Source organism: Streptomyces sp. NPDC005878 (assembly GCF_040629815.1).
Classification (GTDB): domain Bacteria; phylum Actinomycetota; class Actinomycetes; order Streptomycetales; family Streptomycetaceae; genus Streptomyces.
In genome coordinates this window covers 1-20103 of record NZ_JBEXWK010000052.1, presented here as the reverse complement: position 1 = coordinate 20103, position 20103 = coordinate 1, and the positions used below count along the sequence as shown (strand labels likewise).

General features: G+C 73.3%; 17 protein-coding genes. 10 read left to right on the top strand and 7 right to left on the bottom strand.

Features of this window, described 5'->3' with window-relative positions; genetic code table 11:
* Positions 1-472: 472 nt before the first annotated feature.
* Together ABZ404_RS38805 and ABZ404_RS38800 are read right to left on the bottom strand one after the other, a co-directional pair.
* Positions 473-1423 (bottom strand): SCO1860 family LAETG-anchored protein, encoded by a 951-nt coding sequence (locus ABZ404_RS38805; protein WP_358836160.1) that lies wholly within the window; start codon positions 1421-1423, stop codon positions 473-475.
* A 403-nt stretch (positions 1424-1826) separates the two neighbouring features.
* Positions 1827-2918, bottom strand: coding sequence for an amidohydrolase family protein (locus ABZ404_RS38800; RefSeq protein ID WP_358836159.1), 1092 nt, complete (start codon positions 2916-2918; stop codon positions 1827-1829).
* 88 nt (positions 2919-3006) lie between these two features.
* On the opposite strand from ABZ404_RS38800, the gene ABZ404_RS38795 reads away from it, so the two are divergent.
* The 6 genes from ABZ404_RS38795 (at position 3007) to ABZ404_RS38770 (ending at position 8211) form a co-directional block, all read left to right on the top strand.
* Positions 3007-4104, top strand: coding sequence for an aminotransferase class V-fold PLP-dependent enzyme (locus ABZ404_RS38795; RefSeq protein WP_358836158.1), 1098 nt, complete (start codon positions 3007-3009; stop codon positions 4102-4104).
* 304 nt (positions 4105-4408) lie between these two features.
* A complete protein-coding gene (ectA, locus tag ABZ404_RS38790; protein ID WP_358836157.1) occupies positions 4409-4918 on the top strand; it encodes a diaminobutyrate acetyltransferase in 510 nt (169 codons plus the stop codon).
* On the top strand, positions 4915-6189 hold the full coding sequence (gene ectB, locus ABZ404_RS38785) for a diaminobutyrate--2-oxoglutarate transaminase (protein WP_358836156.1): 1275 nt from the start codon (positions 4915-4917) through the stop codon (positions 6187-6189). Before ectA ends, ectB begins: the two co-directional genes overlap by 4 nt.
* 44 nt (positions 6190-6233) lie before the next feature.
* The gene (locus ABZ404_RS38780) at positions 6234-6638 is read left to right on the top strand and encodes an ectoine synthase (RefSeq protein ID WP_358836155.1); all 405 of its coding nucleotides are present in this window, start codon (positions 6234-6236) and stop codon (positions 6636-6638) included.
* A gap of 5 nt (positions 6639-6643) precedes the next feature.
* Positions 6644-7498, top strand: coding sequence for an ectoine hydroxylase (gene thpD / locus ABZ404_RS38775; RefSeq protein WP_358836154.1), 855 nt, complete (start codon positions 6644-6646; stop codon positions 7496-7498).
* 53 nt (positions 7499-7551) lie between these two features.
* Complete coding sequence (locus tag ABZ404_RS38770) at positions 7552-8211, top strand: hypothetical protein (protein WP_358836153.1); 660 nt, start codon at positions 7552-7554, stop codon at positions 8209-8211.
* On the opposite strand, the gene ABZ404_RS38765 is transcribed toward ABZ404_RS38770, so the two are convergent.
* From ABZ404_RS38765 to ABZ404_RS38750, 4 genes are all read right to left on the bottom strand, one after another.
* A complete protein-coding gene (locus ABZ404_RS38765) occupies positions 8189-8935 on the bottom strand; it encodes a hypothetical protein (protein ID WP_358836152.1) in 747 nt (248 codons plus the stop codon). The two genes, ABZ404_RS38770 and ABZ404_RS38765, sit on opposite strands and share 23 nt — an antisense overlap.
* A gap of 105 nt (positions 8936-9040) precedes the next feature.
* Positions 9041-10099: an aminotransferase class V-fold PLP-dependent enzyme gene (locus ABZ404_RS38760; RefSeq protein ID WP_358836151.1), complete on the bottom strand. Its 1059-nt coding sequence runs from the start codon at positions 10097-10099 to the stop codon at positions 9041-9043.
* A 185-nt stretch (positions 10100-10284) separates the two neighbouring features.
* Positions 10285-11013, bottom strand: coding sequence for a DsbA family oxidoreductase (locus ABZ404_RS38755; protein WP_358836150.1), 729 nt, complete (start codon positions 11011-11013; stop codon positions 10285-10287).
* A 121-nt stretch (positions 11014-11134) separates the two neighbouring features.
* On the bottom strand, positions 11135-12049 hold the full coding sequence (locus ABZ404_RS38750) for a helix-turn-helix domain-containing protein (protein ID WP_358991688.1): 915 nt from the start codon (positions 12047-12049) through the stop codon (positions 11135-11137).
* Positions 12050-12383: 334 nt separating this feature from the next.
* Between ABZ404_RS38750 and ABZ404_RS38745 the strand changes: the two genes are divergently transcribed.
* Complete coding sequence (locus ABZ404_RS38745; protein ID WP_358991685.1) at positions 12384-13802, top strand: MFS transporter; 1419 nt, start codon at positions 12384-12386, stop codon at positions 13800-13802.
* 788 nt (positions 13803-14590) lie between these two features.
* Here the strand turns inward: ABZ404_RS38745 and ABZ404_RS38740 are convergent.
* On the bottom strand, positions 14591-16141 hold the full coding sequence (locus ABZ404_RS38740) for an aldehyde dehydrogenase (NADP(+)) (RefSeq protein ID WP_358837308.1): 1551 nt from the start codon (positions 16139-16141) through the stop codon (positions 14591-14593).
* 180 nt (positions 16142-16321) lie between these two features.
* Here ABZ404_RS38740 and ABZ404_RS38735 point away from each other — a divergent pair, with 180 nt between their 5' ends.
* The 3 genes from ABZ404_RS38735 to ABZ404_RS38725 all read left to right on the top strand — a co-directional run bounded on the left by ABZ404_RS38735 (position 16322) and on the right by ABZ404_RS38725 (position 19941).
* Positions 16322-17092 (top strand): IclR family transcriptional regulator, encoded by a 771-nt coding sequence (locus ABZ404_RS38735; protein WP_358837307.1) that lies wholly within the window; start codon positions 16322-16324, stop codon positions 17090-17092.
* A gap of 99 nt (positions 17093-17191) precedes the next feature.
* Positions 17192-18655 carry a penicillin-binding protein 2 gene (locus tag ABZ404_RS38730; RefSeq protein ID WP_358837306.1) on the top strand — a complete coding sequence of 488 codons (1464 nt, stop codon included), beginning with the start codon at positions 17192-17194 and terminating at the stop codon, positions 18653-18655.
* 71 nt (positions 18656-18726) lie between these two features.
* Entirely contained in the window at positions 18727-19941 is a 1215-nt protein-coding gene (locus ABZ404_RS38725) for an MFS transporter (protein ID WP_358991682.1), read from the top strand.
* Positions 19942-20103 lie beyond the last annotated feature (162 nt).

Here is a 20103-nt window from a genome sequence, read left to right as displayed (position 1 = left end):
CACGACCTGGTGGCCCGCGCCGACGACAGCGCGGGCCTGCGGGCGCTGGCCGAGGAGTGGGGCGCGGAGCCGGTGGTGGTGCAGGCCCAGGTACTCAGGGGCGCGGGGAACCGCGCGACCAGGCACCCACGGCCCCCAGACGAACCGGCTCAACGTCCCCGCCCCGGCGCAAGCCCAACCCCCAAGGGGCGCGGGGAACTGCGCGACCAGCCGACCACTGCCCGCAGCCGAAGTCCGGGCCCGAAAGGGGCGCGGGGAACTGCGCGACCAGCCGACCACTGCCCGCAGCCGAAGTCCGGGCCCGAAAGGGGCGCGGGGAACTGCGCGATCAGCCCACCACCCACCCGCAGACAAACCCCAACCCCCAAGGGGCGCGGGGAACTGCGCGAGTCGGCCGCCACGGTCCGCAGACGTACAAGCAGGCCGCCCGCCGGAGGGCTTTCGGGAAGGGGCGGGGTGGGGGCAAACCCCCTCAGCCCCTACGCGCCCGCACCACCCCCGCCCCACCCAGCGCCACCAGCACGACCGCCCCGCCCACCACATAGCCCATCGACGAACTCCCGCCCGTTTCCGCCAGCTCGGTTGCCGCCGCCGTCTGCGTCCGCACCTGCGTACTCGACGTACGCGCGACGGGAGCGGGCGCGGGGGCCGGCCCCGACGCCGGGGACTCGCAGCGGGCCTCCCCGAGCGTCACCTCCCCCTCCACCTCCGCCACGTTCAGCTTCAGCGGATTCACCGACACCCGAAGCCGCAGCGCCGTCGCCGCCGCAGTCCGCGACGTCGTGTGCGTCGACGACAGGTCCAGGGTCACCTCACCCACCCCCGGCACCGCCACCCGCGTCGTCCCGCCCGTCGTCAGGGTGAGCTTCCTTCCCAGGACCGTCACCGCGCCCAGCGGGTTGGACGAGGCCACCGGGCGCGCGCCCGCCGCGCAGACCGCCTTGGAGGTCACGTCCTCGACCTCCACCAGGGACAGCAGCGGCAGACCGGGGACGTGCAGCCGGGCGTGGAGGAGGCGGGCGGTGGCCTCGGCCCGGCCCGCCCTCACCGTCGCCGTCGCGGTCGCCGCGTCCGCCTTCAGGACGTTCACCGGCCGGCCCTTCTCGACGCCGTCGAGCTTCACCTCCAGCGCCGTCCGGCCCGCCGTACCCGAACCGGCCGGTGCCTGGACCTCGTTGAGCGTGGCCTTCAGGGGGATGTCGACCGTCTTGTTGAGGAGCGAGACGTCCAGGCCGGTGCGGAGCACCACCGCGCTCGCCCGGCCCTGGCCGCCGCCGGTCGCCGCAACCGCGCCCGTACCCGCGCCGCCGGCACCCGGACCCGTCGCGTACGCCGGGACGGGCGTCGCGAGGGCCAGGGAGCCGAGGGTCAGGGCCAGCGCGGCCGAGGTGCGTACGGGCAGGCGGAAGTTGATCGTGTTCACGGTGGTGGAACCCCCACAGGAGACATGAGCCGTCACCCGGCGCGCGCCACCACGGGGACTCGTGGGACTCGGGTGAGCCAGGGGCGCGCCAGTGACGGGAGACACCGGAATCTTTACGCACGGAGAGTGAAACCACGTCTACGCGGCGTCAGTTCACCCCAAGGGGGGTCGCACTGACCGCCCGTTCGACTCCGCTCGCGCATCCGTTCCCAGCAGGGGGGCTGCCCGTCCCCCCTGCGGCGTACGCCGGTGGCCCGCGCCGGCGTACAGGTCGCCGCAGCCGAAACGGCTACAACGAGCCACTCCCCGGACCGTCACCCTCCGCGTCAACTCCCCACACCGACACCGACACCCACACCCACACCCGCACCCACACCCGCGTCCGCACCCGCACCCGCCCCCGTCACCCCACGATGCGTCCGTTCAGCACGATCCGGCTCGGCGCCGCCAGCACCCGTACGTCCGCCCGCGGGTCCCCCTCGTACACCACGAGGTCCGCCGGAGCGCCCTCCTCCAGTGCCGGGCGGCCCAGCCAGGCGCGGGCGCCCCAGGCCGTGGCGGAGAGGGCCTCGACCGGCGGGATGCCGGCCTTGACCAGCTCCGCGACCTCCGCCGCGACCAGGCCGTGGGCCATCGAGCCGCCCGCGTCGGTGCCGACGAAGACGGGGATGCCGGCGTCGTGGGCCGAGCGGACGGTGTCGTAGCGGCGGGCGTGGAGGCGGCGCATATGGGCCGACCACTGGGGGAACTTGGCCTGGCCGCCGTCCGCGAGGTGCGGGAACGTGGCGATGTTGACCAGGGTCGGGACGATGGCGACGCCGCGCTCGGCGAAGAGCGGGATCGTGTCCTCGGTCAGGCCGGTGGCGTGCTCGACGCAGTCGATGCCCGCCTCGACCAGGTCGCGCAGGGAGTCCTCCGCGAAGCAGTGGGCCGTCACCCGGGCGCCGAGCCGGTGGGCCTCGGCGATCGCCGCCTCCACCTCACCGCGCGGCCAGCACGGCGCGAGGTCGCCCACCTCGCGGTCGATCCAGTCGCCGACCAGCTTGACCCAGCCGTCGCCGCGCCGCGCCTCGCGGGCCACGTACGCGACGAGGTCGCCGGGCTCGATCTCATGGGCGTAGTTGCGGATGTAGCGGCGGGTGCGGGCGATGTGGCGGCCCGCCCTGATGATCTTCGGCAGGTCCTCGCGGTCGTCGATCCAGCGGGTGTCGGAGGGCGAGCCCGCGTCCCGCAGGAGCAGGGTGCCCGCCTCCCGGTCCGTCAGCGCCTGCTTCTCGCTGGTCTCGTCGTCGACCGGGCCGTGCCGGTCGAGCCCGACGTGGCAGTGCGCGTCGACCAGGCCGGGCAGCGCCCAGCCGGTGACCGTGACAGCCTCCACCGCGCCCGGCGGGCGCTCGTAGGTGATCCGGCCGTCCACCGCCCACAGTTCGTCCCGCACCTCCTCCGGGCCGACGAGCACCCGCCCCTTCACCTGCAGCACCACGTGATCGCTCATGGTCAGCACTGTACGAGGCGCTGGGTACCCTCGACCGGGTACACCCACCCGGGCACCGAGCACCCGCTGATGTGAAGAAGGCACCGCTGTGACGCACCCGTTCCTCGATCTGCCCCCGTTGACCGCCGACCGTTTCGCGGCCATCGAGCGGCGGGTGGCGGCGCTGCTCGCCACCGAGCAGGACGTGGTGATCACGCAGGGCGAGGCGCTGCTGCCGCTGGAGGGCTGCATCCGGGGCGCCGCACATCCGGGCTCCACCGCGCTGAACGTGGTGACCGGCCCGTACGGGCAGACCTTCGGCGACTGGCTGCGGGACTGCGGGGCGCACGTGGTCGACCTGGAGGTGCCCTTCCACACGGCCGTCTCCGCCGACCAGGTCGACCGGGCCCTGACCGAGCACCCGGAGATCGACTTCGTCTCCCTGGTGCACGCGGAGGCGGCGACCGGGAACACCAACCCGGTGGCGGAGATCGGCGAGGTGGTCCGCCGGCACGGCGCGCTGTTCATGCTGGACGCGGTGGCGTCGGTGGCCGCCGAGCCGCTGCTGCCGGACGCGTGGGGCGTGGACCTGTGCGTGATCGGCGCGCAGAAGGCGATGGGCGGCCCGGCGGGCGTCTCCGCGGTGTCGGTGAGCGAGCGCGCCTGGGCGCGCATCGCCGCCAACCCGAAGGCCCCGCGCCGCTCCTACCTCTCGCTCCTCGACTGGAAGGAGCGCTGGATCGACGGTGGCCGCAGGGCGCTGCTGCACGCCCCGGCGCAGCTGGAGATGCTGGCGCTGGAGGCGTGTGTGGAGCGGATCGAGGCGGAGGGCCTGGACGCGGTGATGGCCCGGCACGCACGCGCGGCGGCCGCGACCCGGGCGGGCGCCTCGGCGCTCGGCGGCGGGCTGCGGCCGTATGTGCGCCAGGAGCGGGACGCGGCCCCGGTGGCCACGACGCTGCGCGTGCCGGAGGGCGTCGATGCCTCGGAGCTGGTGGCGCGGGCGCTGGCCGCCGATCCCTCGCTGCCGCTGATCGCGGGCGGCGGGGCGCTGGCCAAGGAGATGGTCCGGGTCAACCACTACGGGGCCGACGCCACGCAGGACACGGTCCGTGGTTCGCTCGCGGCGCTGGGGGCGGCGCTGGGTGCGCGGGGCGTGACGGTCGATACGGAAGCCGCCCTCAAGGCTGTTTCCCAAGCCTGGTGAAACCAACCCGATGACACCTTTACCGCGAACAAATAGCCGGTGAATTCCCCTGAACGGGAAGCTGCTTTATCCGGAGCAGCTTCCCGTTTTCTTCTGCCCCAGCAGATTGATCTCAAACACGCGATCTCCAGAAGGTTTTTCGGAGCCCAAGTGGGTGTGATCGACTCCACATCGGCGCCGTTTTGTCCGGTAATTACCGGACAAACCGCCTCGCGCGTACACCTGCGTGATAACACAGAACAGCGCCTCGCACACCCCCCGACGGGAATGCGATTTCAATTTCCGCTGGGTAAATTCCCTCCGCATGACCGCCGCACAGACCGTTGTCCATATCGACACCCCACGCGTCGAGGACGGCGCCGCGATCTGGCGTATCGCCCGCGACTCACAAGTCCTGGACCTCAACTCCTCGTACAGCTATCTCCTCTGGTGCCGTGACTTCGCCGCGACCTCCCTGGTGGCGCGCGACGCCACCGGGGAGCCGATCGCCTTCGTCACCGGCTACGTCCGGCCCGACCGCCCCGACACGCTCGTCGTCTGGCAGGTGGCCGTCGACCGCGAGCACCGGGGGCGCGGCCTCGCCGGCACCCTGCTGGAAGCGCTGACCGCGAAGGTCACCGACTCGCACGGCGTCCGCTCGGTCGAGACGACCGTGACCCCCGACAACACCGCCTCCGACCGGCTGTTCACCTCCTTCGCCGAGCGGCGCTCCACCGCGCCCCGCCGCGAGGTGCTCTTCGACAGCGGCCTGTTCCCCGACGAGGGGCACAAGGCGGAAGTCCTCTACCGGATCGACCTGGGAGTACGACTGTGACCATCACCCCGCCCGCGCTGAGCGTCTTCGAGACCGTCGAGTCGGAGGTCCGCAGCTACTGCCGCGGCTGGCCCGCCGTCTTCGACCGGGCCCAGGGCGCCCGGCTCACCGACGAGGACGGCCACGAGTACCTCGACTTCTTCGCCGGGGCCGGCTCACTCAACTACGGGCACAACAACCCGGTGCTCAAACGCGCGCTGCTCGACTACCTCGAACGCGACGGCATCACCCATGGCCTGGACATGGCCACCACGTCCAAACGCGCGTTCCTGGAGACCTTCCAGAACGTGATCCTGCGCCCGCGCGACCTGCCGTACAAGGTGATGTTCCCCGGCCCGACCGGCACCAACGCGGTCGAGGCGGCGCTGAAGCTGGCCCGCAAGGTGAAGGGCCGCGAGTCGATCGTCTCCTTCACCAACGCCTTCCACGGCATGTCGCTGGGCTCGCTCGCCGTCACCGGCAACGCCTTCAAGCGGGCCGGGGCCGGCATCCCGCTGGTGCACGGCACGCCGATGCCGTTCGACAACTACCTCGACGGGCAGGTGCCCGACTTCCTGTGGTTCGAGCGGCTCCTGGAGGACCAGGGCTCCGGGCTCAACAAGCCCGCCGCGGTGATCGTCGAGACCGTGCAGGGCGAGGGCGGCATCAACGTGGCGCGGCCCGAGTGGCTGCGTGCGCTCGCCGACCTCTGCCGGCGCCAGGACATGCTCCTGATCGTCGACGACATCCAGATGGGGTGCGGGCGCACCGGCGCGTTCTTCTCGTTCGAGGAGGCGGGCATCACCCCGGACATCGTCACCCTGTCCAAGTCGATCAGCGGCTACGGACTGCCCATGTCGCTCTGCCTGTTCAAGCCGGAGCTGGACGTGTGGGAGCCGGGCGAGCACAACGGCACCTTCCGCGGCAACAACCCGGCCTTCGTCACCGCGACCGCGGCGCTGGAGGCGTACTGGACGGACGGCGGCGCCCTGGAGAAGCAGACCCGGGCCCGCGGCGAACAGGTCGAGCAGGCGCTGATCTCCATCACCGAGGAGAACCTGGTCGACGTCAAGGAGTACCGGGGCCACGGCCTGGTCTGGGGCCTGGAGTTCCACGACAAGGCGCGGGCGGGCAAGGTGGCGCGGCGCGCCTTCGAGCTGGGCCTGCTGGTCGAGACGTCGGGCCCGCAGAGCGAGGTCACCAAGCTGCTGCCGCCGCTGACCATCACCGAGGACGAGCTCGACGAGGGTCTGCGCACCCTGGCGCGCGCCGTCCGCGAGACGGCCGCCTGACCGCCGTCCGACCGCCGTCCGTACGAGGAAAGAGAGCAACCCCTGTGATCGTCCGCTCGTTGAAGGACATCGAGAACACCGAACGCCACGTCCGCGCCGCCTCCGGCACCTGGGAGAGCAAGCGGATCGTCCTCGCCAAGGAGAAGGTCGGCTTCTCCCTCCACGAGACGGTCCTGTACGCGGGCACCGAGACGTCGATGTGGTACGCCAACCACATCGAGGCGGTGCTGTGCGTGGAGGGAGAGGCCGAGCTCACCGACCACGAGACCGGTGAGACCCACTGGATCGAGCCCGGCACGATGTACCTGCTGAACGGCCATGAGCGCCACACCCTGCGCCCCAAGACCGACTTCCGTTGCGTCTGCGTCTTCAACCCGCCCGTCACCGGACGGGAGGACCACGACGAGAACGGCGTCTACCCCCTGCTGACCGAACCCGAGGAGGGCTGATCACCATGCAGGACCTGTACCCCACCCGCGGCGCCGCCGAGGTAGTGACCCCCCGTCAGGACCCGGTCGTCTGGGGCCCGTCCGAGGGCTTCGAGTCGTACGAGAAGGACGGCTTCCTCACCGTCGACCAGCTCCTCGCCGACGACGAGGTGGCCTTCTACCGGCGCGAGCTGGAGCGGATGATCGCCGACCCGGCGATCCGCGCCGACGAGCGGTCCATCGTGGAGCCCCAGTCCCAGTCCGTGCGCTCGGTCTTCGAGGTGCACAAGCTGAGCGAGGTCTTCGCGGGCCTGGTGCGCGACGAGCGCGTGGTCGGCACCGCCCGGCGGATCCTGGGCTCGGACGTGTACGTCCACCAGTCGCGCATCAACGTGAAGCCCGGGTTCGGCGCGTCGGGCTTCTACTGGCACTCGGACTTCGAGACCTGGCACGCCGAGGACGGCCTGCCGAACATGCGGACCGTCTCCGTGTCGATCGCCCTCACCGAGAACCACGACACCAACGGCGGCCTGATGATCATGCCCGGTTCGCACCGGGACTTCCTCGGGTGCGCCGGGGCCACGCCCAAGGACAACTACAAGAAGTCGCTCCAGATGCAGGACGCGGGCACGCCGTCCGACGAGGCGCTGACGAAGATGGCCGACCGGCACGGCATCCGGCTCTTCACCGGGCGCGCGGGCTCGGCGACCTGGTTCGACTGCAACTGCATGCACGGCTCCGGTGACAACATCACCCCGTATCCGCGCAGCAACGTCTTCATCGTCTTCAACAGCGTGGAGAACACGGCGGTCGAGCCGTTCGCGGCCCCGATCCGCCGCCCGGAGTTCATCGGCGCCAGGGACTTCACACCGGTGCGCTGACGGGTGCGTGGCCGCCGTCCGGCCGTACGGTGATCGTTGGTACGGTCGGGCGCATGGCTGATGAAACCTCACGGTCCCCCGTCACCGCGGCCGATGTCGAACACGCCGTACGGCTCTCGGTCACCGCGCTGCGCGCCGGGCTGGCCGCGGACTGGGGCGCGAGGGCCGGGTCCCTGGAGTGGGACTGCTGGGAGACCGTCGAGCACCTCGCGGACGACCTCTTCGCGTACGCCGCGCAGCTCGGCCCGCAGCAGCCGCCGCTCGACGGCGATGTGCCGTTCCTGTGGGAGGCGAGGCGGCCCGGCGGGCCGCGCAACGCCGTGCACGCGGACCGCGCGGCCGGACCCGCCGGGCTCCTGACGACCCTGGAGGCGTGCGGCGCCCTGCTGACCGCGATGGTGCGCACGGCCTCCCCCGACGTCCGCGCCCACCACACCTTCGGCGTCTCGGACCCGGAGGGCTTCGCGGCGATGGGGATCGTCGAGACGCTGCTGCACACCCACGACGTGGCCCAGGGCCTCGGCGTCACCTGGGCGCCGCCCGGCGGTCTGTGCGACCGGGTGCTGGCCCGGCTGTTCCGTGACGTCCCGGCGGACCCGGACCGGTGGCGCGTCCTGCTGTGGGCCACCGGCCGGGCCGAGCTGCCCGACCTGCCGCGCCGGGAGTCCTGGCGCTGGTACGGCGAACCGCTCAGTGGCGCAGCCAGACCCTGAGTCCGCCGACCGGGGTGAACCCGGCGCGGACGGCGGCCGCGAGGTCGTCGCCGCTCTCGTAGCCGACCACGTCGAGGCCGGGCCGGTGGCGGGCGAGCGTGCCCAGGCAGCCGGCCCAGGCCGCGTCGAGGTCGCCGTCGGCCGCGAAGAGGTTGGAGACACCCACCACGGGCGCGCGCTCCACCGACGCGCCCTTCACCGACGCGCCCTTCACCGACTGGCTCGTACTGGCGACGGCTCCGGCGATGATCCGCCCCGCCGCGTCCCGCGCCGCGAGGAAGGCGTGGGCGTCCTCGGCGAGGAGCGCGGGCGGGAAGAGACCGTCGCTGTCCCCGTCCGACCAGGCCCGCTCCCAGCGCGCCAACTCCTCTTCCGTACGCACCCGTTCCCACTCCCCCGCGCCCGGTTCCGGGGCGGCCCGGTGGATCCACTGGGCGTCGAAGAGCACCGCGAAGCCCTCGCCCGTCAGGTCGAGGGCGGCGAAACTGTCCTTGACCGAGGCGCCCGGCGAGGCGTCGATCCGCTCCACGATCCCGCGGGACCCGGCACCCGGGTCGAGGGTCACCGCGTCGGGGTAGAGCGGCGGGGTGCGCCGGGCGCTGGTCCAGGCGTGGGCGTCCCGGGCGCCCGTGATGCCGTGGGCGCGGCAGAGGGCCTCGCACCACTCGGCGTTGTTGCGGGCGGCGGCGCGCACCCGTACGTCCTGCTCGGTATCCGTGGTCACGGCCCGATCATCGCTCCCGCGACCGCCCGTGACCACGGCTTTCCCCGGTCGGGCGGTCGGGCGGGGCGGCAGGCCGACGCGGGGCGGTCGCGGCGCCCGCCGGACTCACCGCACCGCGCCCAGCGCCTCCAGCGCGCGGTCCACGTCGGTGGACGCGTTGTACAGGTGGACGGCGAACCGCAGGTTCCCGCCCCGTTCGGAGGCGTACACCCCCGCCCGCAGCAGCTCCGGCTGCGCCCCGCCCAGTCCGGGCACGGCGACGATCGCCGAGTCCTGGGCCACGGACCGGTGCCCGAGCGCGGCGAGGCCGTCCCGCAGGCGCTCGGCGAGTGTCAGGGCGTGGGCGTGCACGGCCGGGATCCCCACGGACTCCAGCACCGCCAGCGACTCCGCGGCGGCGTGGTACGACAGGAACGAACCGGGCTCGTCATACCGCCGCGCGTCCCCCGCCAGCGCCTGCACCGGGCCGTAGTTGTCGCTCAGGTCCTCCGCCGCGAACCACCCCGAGTGCAGCGGGGCCAGCCCCTCCTGGGCCTCCTCGGTCACCGTCAGGAACGACGTGCCCCGCGGGCAGACCAGGAACTTGAACCCCGCCGTGACCGTGTAGTCGTACGCGCCCGCGTCCAGCGGCAGCCAGCCCGCGGACTGGCTGGCGTCCAGGAGCGTACGCGCCCCGTGCGCCGCCGCCGCTGCCCGTACGGCCGCGAGGTCCGCGACCCGCCCGTCCGCGGACTGGACGGACGAGAAGGCCACCAGCGCGGTCTCCGGGCGCACCTCCTCGGCCAGCGCCTCCAGCGGCACGTACCGCATCTTGAGGTCACCCCGTACCGCGAAGGGCTGCACCACCGAGCTGAACTCGCCCTCGGGAGCGAGGACTTCGGCCCCGGCGGGCAGCGAATGGGCGACGAGCGCCACGTGCACCGAGACCGACGAGCCGAGCGCGACCCGGTCGGCGCCGACCCCGGCGAGCCGGGCGAACGAGGCGCGGGCGGCGGCGAGCGCGTCGAAGCCTCCCGCGCCCATGCGGGTGCCGGCGGCGTTCTCCCCGGCGAGCCGCGTGATGGCGTCCACCGCGCGCCGGGGCAGCAGACCGCAGCTCGAAGTGTTCAGATACGTCGTCTCGGGCGCGAACGCGTCACCCGACAGGGGCTCCAGGATCTCCATGATCCCACCCTGCGGCCCGCCGGGGCCGGGGTCAATCGACAAAGCGGAGCGACCGGGTGGCCGAAGGAACGGTCCACGGCCGTCCAGGGGTTGGCGGCCGTACGGGTGTTAGGGGCCGGCGGCCGGTACGGGCGTAGGGAGGCGGCGTCCGGTACGGGCGTAGGGGGTCGGCGGCCGTACGGGCGTCACGCGCCCGGAACCGCGCATCCGTCCGGCCCGCACGCCTCACCGTCACCACCGGCACCGGCCGTCCCCAGCGTGGCCAGGACCGGCGGCGTCCGCTCCTGCCACGCCTGCTCCAGGGCCCGCGTGAACACCTCGGCGGGCTGGCCGCCGGAGATCCCGTACTTGCGGTCGACCACGAAGAACGGCACGGCGTTCGCGCCGAGCTCCGCCGCCTCGGCCTCGTCCGCGCGCACCTCGTCGGCGTACGCGCTCCCGTCGGCGAGCACCGCCCGTACCTCGTCGGCGTCCAGACCGGCCTCGACCGCGAGGTCCAGCAGCACGCCGTCGTCGAAGACCGAGCGCTCCTCGGCGAAGTTGGCCCGGTAGGCGAGGTCGAGCAGCGCCTCCTGGCGGCCCCGGGCCCTGGCCAGGTGGAGCAGCCGGTGGATGTCGAAGGTGTTGCCGTGGTCGCGGCCCTCGGTGAGGTAGCCCAGCCCCTCGGCGTGCGCGGTGGAGGCGACATGCTCCTCCATGCCCCGGGCCTCGTCCAGGGTGCGGCCGTACTTCTCGGCCAGCATCGGGATCACCGGGCCGACCGCGCCCTTGGGGCGGTTCGGGTCGAGTTCGAAGGAGCGGTGGACGACCTCGATGTCGTCGCGGTGCGCGAACTCCGCCAGGCCCTTCTCGAACCGGGCCTTGCCGATGTAGCACCACGGGCAGGCGATGTCGCTCCAGATCTCGACGCGCATGTCACTTCTCTCAATCGGTTCGTGCCGTTTGTGCCACTTGCTTTGTGTCACTTTCAAGCAAGCCAACGTACGGGACCGCCGCCGCATTCCCCGGCCGCCCGGCCGCGCCGGGCTCCCCCGGTCAGGCCACCCGCTCCAGCCTGCTGAAGCCGGCCCGGTACGCGGTCGGGGTCAGACCGGTGCGCCGGACCAGATGGGCGCGGAGCGAGTCGGCGCTGCCCAGGCCGCTGGCCTCGGCGATCCGGTCCATGGGGAGCGTGGTGGTCTCCAGGAGCTCCTTCGCCCGCTCGACGCGCTGGTGGAGCAGCCACTGCAACGGGCTGACCCCGCTCTCGGCGTGGAAGCGGCGGGTGAGCGTGCGCACGCTCACCCCGGCGTGCCGGGCGAGATCGGTGAGGGTGAGCGGCCTGTCCAGGTTGCGCATCGCCCAGCCCCGGGTGTCGGCGCAGGCCACGCCCCGCTCGGCGGGCAGCGGGGTCTGGGTGAACTGGGTCTGCCCGCCGGGCCGCACCGGGGCGACCAGCGCGGCCCTGGCCACCTGGTTGGCGACGGCGGCGCCGTAGTCGGTACGGATGATGTGCAGGCACATGTCGATCCCGGCGGCGTATCCGGACGAGGTCATGACGTCCCCGTCCTCCACATAGAGGACATCGCCCTTGAGGTCGAGCGCCGGATAGCGCCGGCGCAGCTCCTCGGCCAGCTCCCAGTACGTGGTGGCGCTGCGCCCGTCGAGGAGGCCGGCCTCGGCGAGGACGAAGGCGCCGCTGCAGATGGAGGTGATCCGGCGCCCCTCGGCTGCGGCCGCGCGGACGGCCTCCACCGTGCGGGGGTCGGGCGCGTAGCGCTGCCCCGTCCCCGCGACCAGGACGGTGTCGGCCTCCGCGACCGCGTCCAGGCCCCGGGCCACGTACAGGTCGAGCCCGCCGGTGGTGGCGATCGGGCCGGGCTCGGGGGTGCAGACGGTCAGCTCGTACCCCGGGGCGCCGTCGATCTCCACCTTGGCGAAGAGCAGCTCGGGGATGGCGAGGTTGAACATCGACACCGGGGAGGGCGCGACGACGACGATCCGATGGGGCCGCCGCGGGTGGGCCCGCCGGTCGGACTTCATGGCCAGAACCTCCGGATGCATGGCGTTCGGGCCACTACTGTAACCGGGCGGAGATCGCCAGGCTGAGGGCATGTCACCCGACGCCGTACGCCAACCCGAGCCCGCCGCACACCCGTTGACGGCGCCTGAGCCCTTGCCGACGCCCCGGCCCTTGACGCCGACGGGGCAGCTGACGCCGGCCGACGGGTTGCCGACCCACCAGCAGTCGCCCGACCAGTTGCCGACCGACCGGTTGCCGACCGACCGGTTGCCGACGGACCAGTTGCCGACGGACCGCCGGAAGCCGAACGCCGGCGGGGCGGAGCCGACGGAGCCGGGCCGCCGCTCCTCCCCCGGGCTCACCCTGGCCGCCGCCCTCCTGGGCTTCGCGCTGATCACGCTGGACGCGTCCGTGGTGAACGTCGCCCTGCCCGCGATCGGCTCCGAGCTGGGTGGCGGGATGGCGGGGCTCCAATGGGTGGTCGACGCGTACACGCTCGCGTTCGCGGCGCTGATGCTGTCGACCGGCGCGTTCGCGGACCGGATCGGGGCGGCCCGGGCGTACGCGCTGGGCACGGTCGTCTTCGTCCTCGCCTCGGCCGCCTGCGGTTTCGCCCCCGGCCTGGGGGTGCTCATCGGCGCCCGGGTGGTGCAGGGCACGGCCGCGGCCGTCGTGCTGCCCGCCTCGCTGGCGCTGGTGCGGCAGGCGTACGCGGATCCGGCGCGCCGGGCCCGGGCGGTGGCCCTGTGGGCGGCGGGCGGCTCGGTCGCGGTGGCGCTCGGGCCGGTCGCGGGCGGGGCGCTCACCACGGCGTGGGACTGGCGGGGCATCTTCTTCATCAACCTCCCCCTGGGGCTCGCGGCCCTGGTCCTGACGGCCCGCGCCCCGCGCTCGCGGCGCCGTCCCGCGCCGCTCGACCTGCCCGGGCAGCTCACGGCGGTGGTGGCGCTGGCCGCGCTCGCCTTCGCGGTGATCGAGTCCGGGCCGGTACGGGTGGTGGCGGGGGTGGTGGCGCTGCTCTCCGGGGCGGCGTTCCTGATGATCGAGTCGCGCGTGGCGCATCCGGTCGTGCCGCTGGGGCTGTTCCGTACGCCCACGGTCGCGGTGGCCGTCGCCGCGGGGGCGGCGGCGAGCGTCGCCTTCTACGGCGTGATCTTCGTCTTCAGTCTGTACTTCCAGCGGGTACGGGGGGAGTCGGCGCTGGTGGCCGGGCTGATGTTCCTGCCGATGACGGCGCTGATCCCGGTGACCAACGTCCTCTCGGGCAAGCTCTCCGCGCGCTACGGGCCGCGCCGCCCGATGCTGCTCGGCCAGCTCCTGGCCCTGGCGGGCCTGCTCCTGCTCCTCGTCCCCGACGCCGGGACCCCTCCGCTGCTGGTGTCCTTCCTCCTGATCCCCCTGGCCCTGGGCTGCGCCCTGACGATCCCGGCCCTGACGGCGACGGTGATGGAGTCCCTCCCCCAGGACCGGGCGGGCCTGGCGGCCGGCGTCCTGAACGCGGCCCGCCAGGTGGCGGGGGCGCTGAGCGTGGCGGTGTGCGGGGCGCTGGTGGCCGGGGACGGGGCGGGGTTCGTGGCGGGGATGCGGGTGGGGGTGGGGGGTGCGGCGGTGTTGATGGGGCTGGTGGGGGGCTGGGCGGGGTTGCGTTTTGCCCGCGGCCCGGTCGGGGCCGATCGCGCAGTTCCCCGCGCCCCTTCTTAGCCAGGGGTTCGCCTGCGGGCCGGTGGTGGGCTGGTCGCGCAGTTCCCCGCGCCCCTTCTTGGCCAGGGGTTCATCTGCGGGCCGGTGGTGGGCTGGTCGCGCAGTTCCCCGCGCCCCTTAGCGGGTTGGGCTCGCCCCGGAAAGCGCCTGCGGGCGGGCTGGGGAGTTCGTCTGCGGGCCGTGGGTGGGTGGCTGAGCGCGCAGTTCCCCGCGCCCCTTAGGGGGTTGGGCTCGCCCCGGAAGGCGCCTGCGGGCGGGCTGCGGAGTTCGTCTGCGGGCCGGTGGGGGCTGGTCGCGCAGTTCCCCGCGCCCCTTAGGGGTTGGGCTCGGCCCGGGAGGCGCCTGCGGGCGGGCTGGGGAGTTCGTCTGCGGGTCGTGGGTGGCTGAGCGCGCAGTTCCCCGCGCCCCTGGGCAGTTAGGGGCGCGGGGAACTGCGCGAGCAACCCACCACAGCCCGCAGACAAGGCAACCACCCACCCCGCCCCGGGGGGCCGCAGGCCCACTAAGGGGCGCGGGGAACTGCGCGAGCAACCCGCCACGGTCCGCAGGCGAACGAGGGTGTCAGGGGCGCGGGGAACTGCGCGAGCAACCCACCACGGTCCGCAGGCGAACGAGGGTGTCAGGGGCGCGGGGAACTGCGCGAGCAACCCGCCACGGTCCGCAGGCGAACGAGGGTGTCAGGGGCGCGGGGAACTGCGCGGGTGCCCCACCACGGTCCGCAGGTGAAGAAGGGGGGCGGGGCGTAGCCCCGGGTGCAGGGGTGGGGGCGGCTCGGCTGTCCCGGGGGGTCAGGGGGCGGGCGGAGTGGGGGCCTCCCACTGGCCGTCGACCCACCGCGGAACCCCCACACCCCCCTCCCGCAACTCCCCCGGCAACAACCCCTCCGGCACATCCTGATACGTCACCGGCCGCACCCACCGCTCCACCGCCGTCGCCCCCACCGACGTGGACGTCGACGTCGTCGCCGGGTAGGGACCGCCGTGGTGCTGGGCGGGTGCCACCGCCACCCCCGTCGGCCACCCGTCCACCAGGACCCGCCCCGCGAGCCCCGTCAGCGCGGCGAGCAGCGACGCGGCCCCGCCGCCGTCCTGCCCGGCCCCCTCCTCCGTCGACAGGTGCAGCGTCGCCGTCAGGTTCCCCGGCAGCCGCGAGAGCACCGCTCCGATCTCGGACGGGTGCTCATACCTCGCCACCACCGTCACCGGCCCGAAGCACTCCTCCAGGAGCAGATCGTGCGGGCCCGGAGCGGCCAGTACCGACGCCGCGACCGTCAGGAATCCCGCGCTGACCGTGTGCTCCCCGCCGGACCCGGGCGTCACCGGCGCCTCGACCCCGTCGAGCGCGGCCCGCTCGGCGACCCCGGCCACGAACGCGTCCCGCATCCGGTGGTCCAGCATCACCCCCGCCTCCGCGTCGCTCACCGCCGCCGTCAGCGCCTTCAGCAGCGCGTCCCCGCCCGGCCCGGCCGGCGCGAGCACGAAGCCCGGCTTGGTGCAGAACTGGCCGACGCCCAGCGTCATCGAGAAAGCGAGCCCCGCGCCGATCGGCTCGCCCCGCTCCTCCGCCGCCGCCCGAGTGACCACGACCGGGTTCAGCGACCCCAGCTCGCCGTGGAAGGGGATCGGCACCGGCCGGGCCGCCGCCGCGTCGAAGAGAGCGCGTCCGCCGCGTACCGAACCGGTGAAGCCGGCCGCCGCGACCAGCGGGTGGCGCACCAGCGCGATCCCGGCGTCGAAGCCGTGGACGAGCGCGACCACCTCCTGCGGCAGCCCGACCCGTACCGCCGCCCGCCGCAGCAGCGAGGCGCACAGCTCGGAGGTGGCCGGGTGGTCCGGGTGGGCCTTGACCACGACCGGGCAGCCGGCCGCGAGGGCGCTCGCCGTGTCCCCGCCGGGGACGGAGAAGGCGAGCGGGAAGTTGGACGCCGAGTACACCGCGACCACGCCCAGCGGGATCTTCATCCGCCGCAGGTCCGGCCACGGCGGCGTACGGTTCGGGTCGGCGTGGTCGATGCGGACGTCGAGGAAGGAGCCCTCCTCCGCCACGTCCGCGAAGGCCCGCAACTGGGCGGTGGTCCGGGCGAGTTCCCCGGTGAGCCGGACCGGCCCGAGGGCGGTCTCGGCGTCCGCGGCCTCCACCACGTGCTCCGCGGCCTCGTCGAGCAGCTCGGCGGCGGTCCGCAGCAGGGCGGCGCGTACGCCCCGGTCGGCGAGCGCGTCACGCGCCGCCCACGCGGCCCGCACCGCCTCGTCGACCTCGCGCTCGGACGCCTCCGCCGCGACCTGCTCCCGCGGCTTCCCGGTACGGGGGTCGACACTCCAGACTGGTGCTGTGCTCACCGCTACGTCCTTCCGGCTTCCGGTCGTGCCCGAGCTCCCTGGCGGTCGTCCCGCTGGTCCTGCCCCGCCCACCCGGGTTGTTCGGTATTCTGAACAGAGTTCCTGCTGATGAATAAGCTGGACTCTATTGACGGGCGTTCTGCGTTGGCAAGACACGCAGACAAGAAGGGGCGAGGTCGGATGTCGGCTGTCGAGACAGGTGGGGCCCAGGTCAAGTCCGCCGTACGTACGGTGGAGTTGCTGGAGTACTTCGCGGGGCGCCCCGGAATGCACTCCCTCGCGGCGGTCCAGGAGGCGGTCGGCTACCCCAAGTCCAGCCTCTACATGCTGCTGCGCACCCTGGTGGAGCTCGGCTGGGTGGAGACCGACGCCACCGGCACGCGGTACGGGATCGGTGTCCGGGCCCTGCTGGTCGGCACCTCGTACATCGACGGCGACGAGGTCGTCGCGGCGGCCCGGCCGACGCTGGACCGGCTCTCCGACGACACCACGGAGACCATCCACCTCGCCCGCCTCGACGGCACCAACGTGGTCTACCTCGCCACCCGTCAGTCCCAGCACTATCTGCGGCCCTTCACCCGCGTCGGGCGCCGGCTGCCCGCGCACTCGACCTCGCTGGGCAAGGCGCTGCTGGCCACCCACAGCGACGAGCAGGTGCGCAAGCTGCTCCCGGAGACCCTCCAGCAGCTCACCGAGAACACCATCACCGACCGCGAGAAGCTCATCGAGGAACTGCACCAGATCCGCGAGCAGGGCTATGCGGTGGACCGCGAGGAGAACACGCTGGGGCTGCGCTGCTTCGGTGTCGCGATCCCCTACCGCACCCCCGCGCGCGACGCGATCAGCTGCTCGGTCCCGGTGGCGCGGCTGACCCCGGCGCACGAGCAGATGGTGAAGGACGCCCTGTTCGACGCCCGCGACCGGCTGACGCTGGCCACCCGCCGGCTCTGACCCGCGCGCGGCCCCGAGAGCCCGCCGGGTCATGAGAGCTTCCTGAGAAAAGCCGCCAAAGGGAACGATGCACGGCATCCGGCTCGTCCTCTGTGCGGGATGAACAAGACGATCAGGCGCAGTGCGGTCTTCTGTCTGCTCATGGTGCTGGCCCTGCTGGGCCGGGCCACCTATGTGCAGTTCTACCAAGGCCAGGCTCTCGCGGACGACAAGCTGAACCGGCGGAACACCATCGCGCGGTACGCGAACCCGCTCGGGGACATCATCGTGGCCGGCTCGCCGGTCACCGGATCGGTGCGGACGACGGGCGGTGATCTCGCGTACAAACGTGCCTACCGGAACGGCGAGCTGTACGCGGCGGTGACCGGCTTCAGCTCGCAGGTGTACGGGGCGACCCAGCTGGAGGGGATCTACGGCACGGTGCTGGACGGCACCGACACCCGGATGAAGGGCCCGCTCTCGGTGCTCACCGGCGAGCGGGCACGCGGGGGCGACGTGCTGACCACCATCGACCCGGCGGTGCAGAAGGCCGGTTACGCGGCGCTCGGCGGCAAGAAGGGCGCGGCCGTCGCCATCGACCCGAGGACCGGCCGCATCCTCGGCATGGTCTCGACGCCCTCGTACGACCCGTCGAAGATCGCGGGTTCGGCGGACGGCGCCGCCTGGAAAGCACTCTCGGAGGACCCCGACAAGCCGATGGTGAACCGGGCGCTGCGCCAGCCGCTGCCGCCGGGTTCGACCTTCAAGCTGGTGGTGGCCGCGGCGGCGCTGGAGAACGGCCTCTACCCGTCGGTGGACACGAGGACCGACAGCCCCAGCCCGTACACCCTGCCCGGCACCCGGACCGTGCTGACCAACGAGAACCCCTCCGCCCCGTGCGAGAACGCCACGATCCGCACGGCGCTCCAGTACTCGTGCAACAACGTCTTCGCGAAGCTGGCGGACCGGCTCGGCCAGGACAGGGTCCGGGCCATGGCGGAGAAGTTCGGCTTCAACGACGCCGAGCAGGACGTGCCGGTGCGGGCCTCGGCGAGCGTGTATCCGAAGGCCTCCGCGAACATGGACCGGGCGCAGACCGCGCTGACCGGTATCGGCCAGTTCGAGGTGACGGCGACTCCGCTCCAGATGGCCATGGTGTCCGCCGCCATAGCCAACGACGGGGTCATGGCATCGCCGCATATGGTCTCGCAGGTGACGGACGCGGAGGGCACGACCCTCCAGTCGTACGCGGACGGCGACGGCAAGCGGATCGTCTCCTCGCAGACCGCACGCCAGTTGCGCTCGGCGATGGTGACGGTCGTCGAGGAGGGCACCGGCTCCAACGCCAAGGTGAGCGGCGCCGAGGTCGGCGGCAAGACGGGCACGGCCCAGCACGGCGTGGGCAATTCCAAGACGCCGTACGCCTGGTTCACCTCGTACGCCAAGGATCACGCCACCGGCAAGCAGGTCGCGGTGGCCGTGCTCATCGAGGACTCCGGCGCGGCCCGCTCGGAGGTGAGCGGCAACGGCCTGGCGGCGCCGGTGGCGCCGAAGATGATGGGGGCGGCCCTGCGGGCGTCCTAGGGCATCGCGGCCGCCGGGAATAAGGCGCCCGCCGGATCCGTCCGGGCCGCCTCAGCGGCGACCTTTCCCCTGTGAACACGACAGGGGTGAAGGGCGGTGTCAGGGGCCGCGCGCTGCGACGGGTCCTGACCGACCGCGACGCGGGGCTGTATCTGACCGGGGTGGTGGTGTCCGGGTTCGGGTCGTCGGCGATGTGGCTTACGGCCGGGATCTGGACCAAGTCGCTGACCGGCTCCGACGGGCTGGCGGCGCTCACCGTCTTCGCCATGTGGGCGCCGACGCTGGTGGGCCCCCTGCTCGGCACGGTCGCGGACCGGGTGCGCCGGCGGCCCCTCCTGGTGGGGCTCAACCTCGCGATGGCGCTCCTGCTGACGTCCCTGCTCGCGGTGGACGCGGAAGGACGGATCTGGATCCTGTTCGCGGTGCTGGTGGTGTACGGCGTGAACGGCGTCGTCCAGGACGCGGCCGAGGCCGCCCTGGTGGCCGGCGCCGTCGACCGCGATCTGCTGGGCGACTTCAACGGTCTGCGGATGACGGCCAACGAGGGCATGAAGCTGGTCGCTCCGCTGGCGGGGGCGGGGCTGTACGCGCGGTACGGCGGCCAGGCGGTGGCGGTCCTGGACGCGGTGACGTTCCTCCTCGCGGCGGGGATCTTCGCGCTGCTCCGGGTACGGGAGGCGCGGCCGGTGCGGGGCGGCCGCTGGACGGCCGACACGGCGGAGGGCACGCGTGCGGTGTGGCGCTCGCCGGTGCTGCGGCCGCTGGTGCTCGCGGGCGCGGCGACGATGCTGTGCGCCGGGCTGAACGGGGCGGCGGTCTACGCGGTGGCCGACGAACGGCTCGGCCACGCGCCGACGTTCGTGGGCGTGCTGTACACGGTGCAGGGCGTGGGCTCGGTGGCGTCCGGGCTGCTGGCGGGCCCGCTCCTGCGCCGTCTGCCCGCCCACCGCTACGCCGCGGCCGGTATCGCCGTGTTCGCGGTGTCGGTGTGCGCGCGGGTCCTGCCCTACGACGCGGTGGTGCTGGTGTGCAGCGCGGGGATCGGGCTCGGGCTGCCGTGTGTGCTGGTGGCGTCGATGACGGCGGTCCAGCGGTCGGTCCCGGACGCGGTGCTGGGCCGCACGGCGTCGACGGCGAACACGCTGCTGTTCGCGCCGAACGCGGTGGGGCTGGGAGTGGGGGCGGGGTTGGTGGGTGTGGTGGGGGTGGGGGTGTTGCTACCGCTGGTGGGGGTGGGGGCGCTGGCGGCATCCCTGACCCTGCGCCTCCGACCCCCCACACCCTGACCTTCGGGGCTCCCCCCCCGACCCCCTTCTTCCACCTGCGGACCGTGGAGGCCCGCTCGCGCAGTTCCCCGCGCCCCTAGCCACCTAGGGGCGCGGGGAACTGCGCGCGCGACCACCGACAACCCCCAGACCACCCCCCGGCCCCCACAGGGGGCCGGGGCG

Coding starts and splice junctions, on each gene's coding strand:
- ABZ404_RS38800 (WP_358836159.1), bottom strand. CDS start 2,918: ATGAGCGATCACGTGGTGCTGCAGGTGAAGGGGCGGGTGCTCGTCGGC.
- ectA (WP_358836157.1), top strand. CDS start 4,409: ATGACCGCCGCACAGACCGTTGTCCATATCGACACCCCACGCGTCGAG.
- thpD (WP_358836154.1), top strand. CDS start 6,644: ATGCAGGACCTGTACCCCACCCGCGGCGCCGCCGAGGTAGTGACCCCC.
- ABZ404_RS38770 (WP_358836153.1), top strand. CDS start 7,552: ATGGCTGATGAAACCTCACGGTCCCCCGTCACCGCGGCCGATGTCGAA.
- ABZ404_RS38760 (WP_358836151.1), bottom strand. CDS start 10,099: ATGGAGATCCTGGAGCCCCTGTCGGGTGACGCGTTCGCGCCCGAGACG.
- ABZ404_RS38755 (WP_358836150.1), bottom strand. CDS start 11,013: ATGCGCGTCGAGATCTGGAGCGACATCGCCTGCCCGTGGTGCTACATC.
- ABZ404_RS38750 (WP_358991688.1), bottom strand. CDS start 12,049: ATGTTCAACCTCGCCATCCCCGAGCTGCTCTTCGCCAAGGTGGAGATC.
- ABZ404_RS38735 (WP_358837307.1), top strand. CDS start 16,322: ATGTCGGCTGTCGAGACAGGTGGGGCCCAGGTCAAGTCCGCCGTACGT.
- ABZ404_RS38730 (WP_358837306.1), top strand. CDS start 17,192: ATGAACAAGACGATCAGGCGCAGTGCGGTCTTCTGTCTGCTCATGGTG.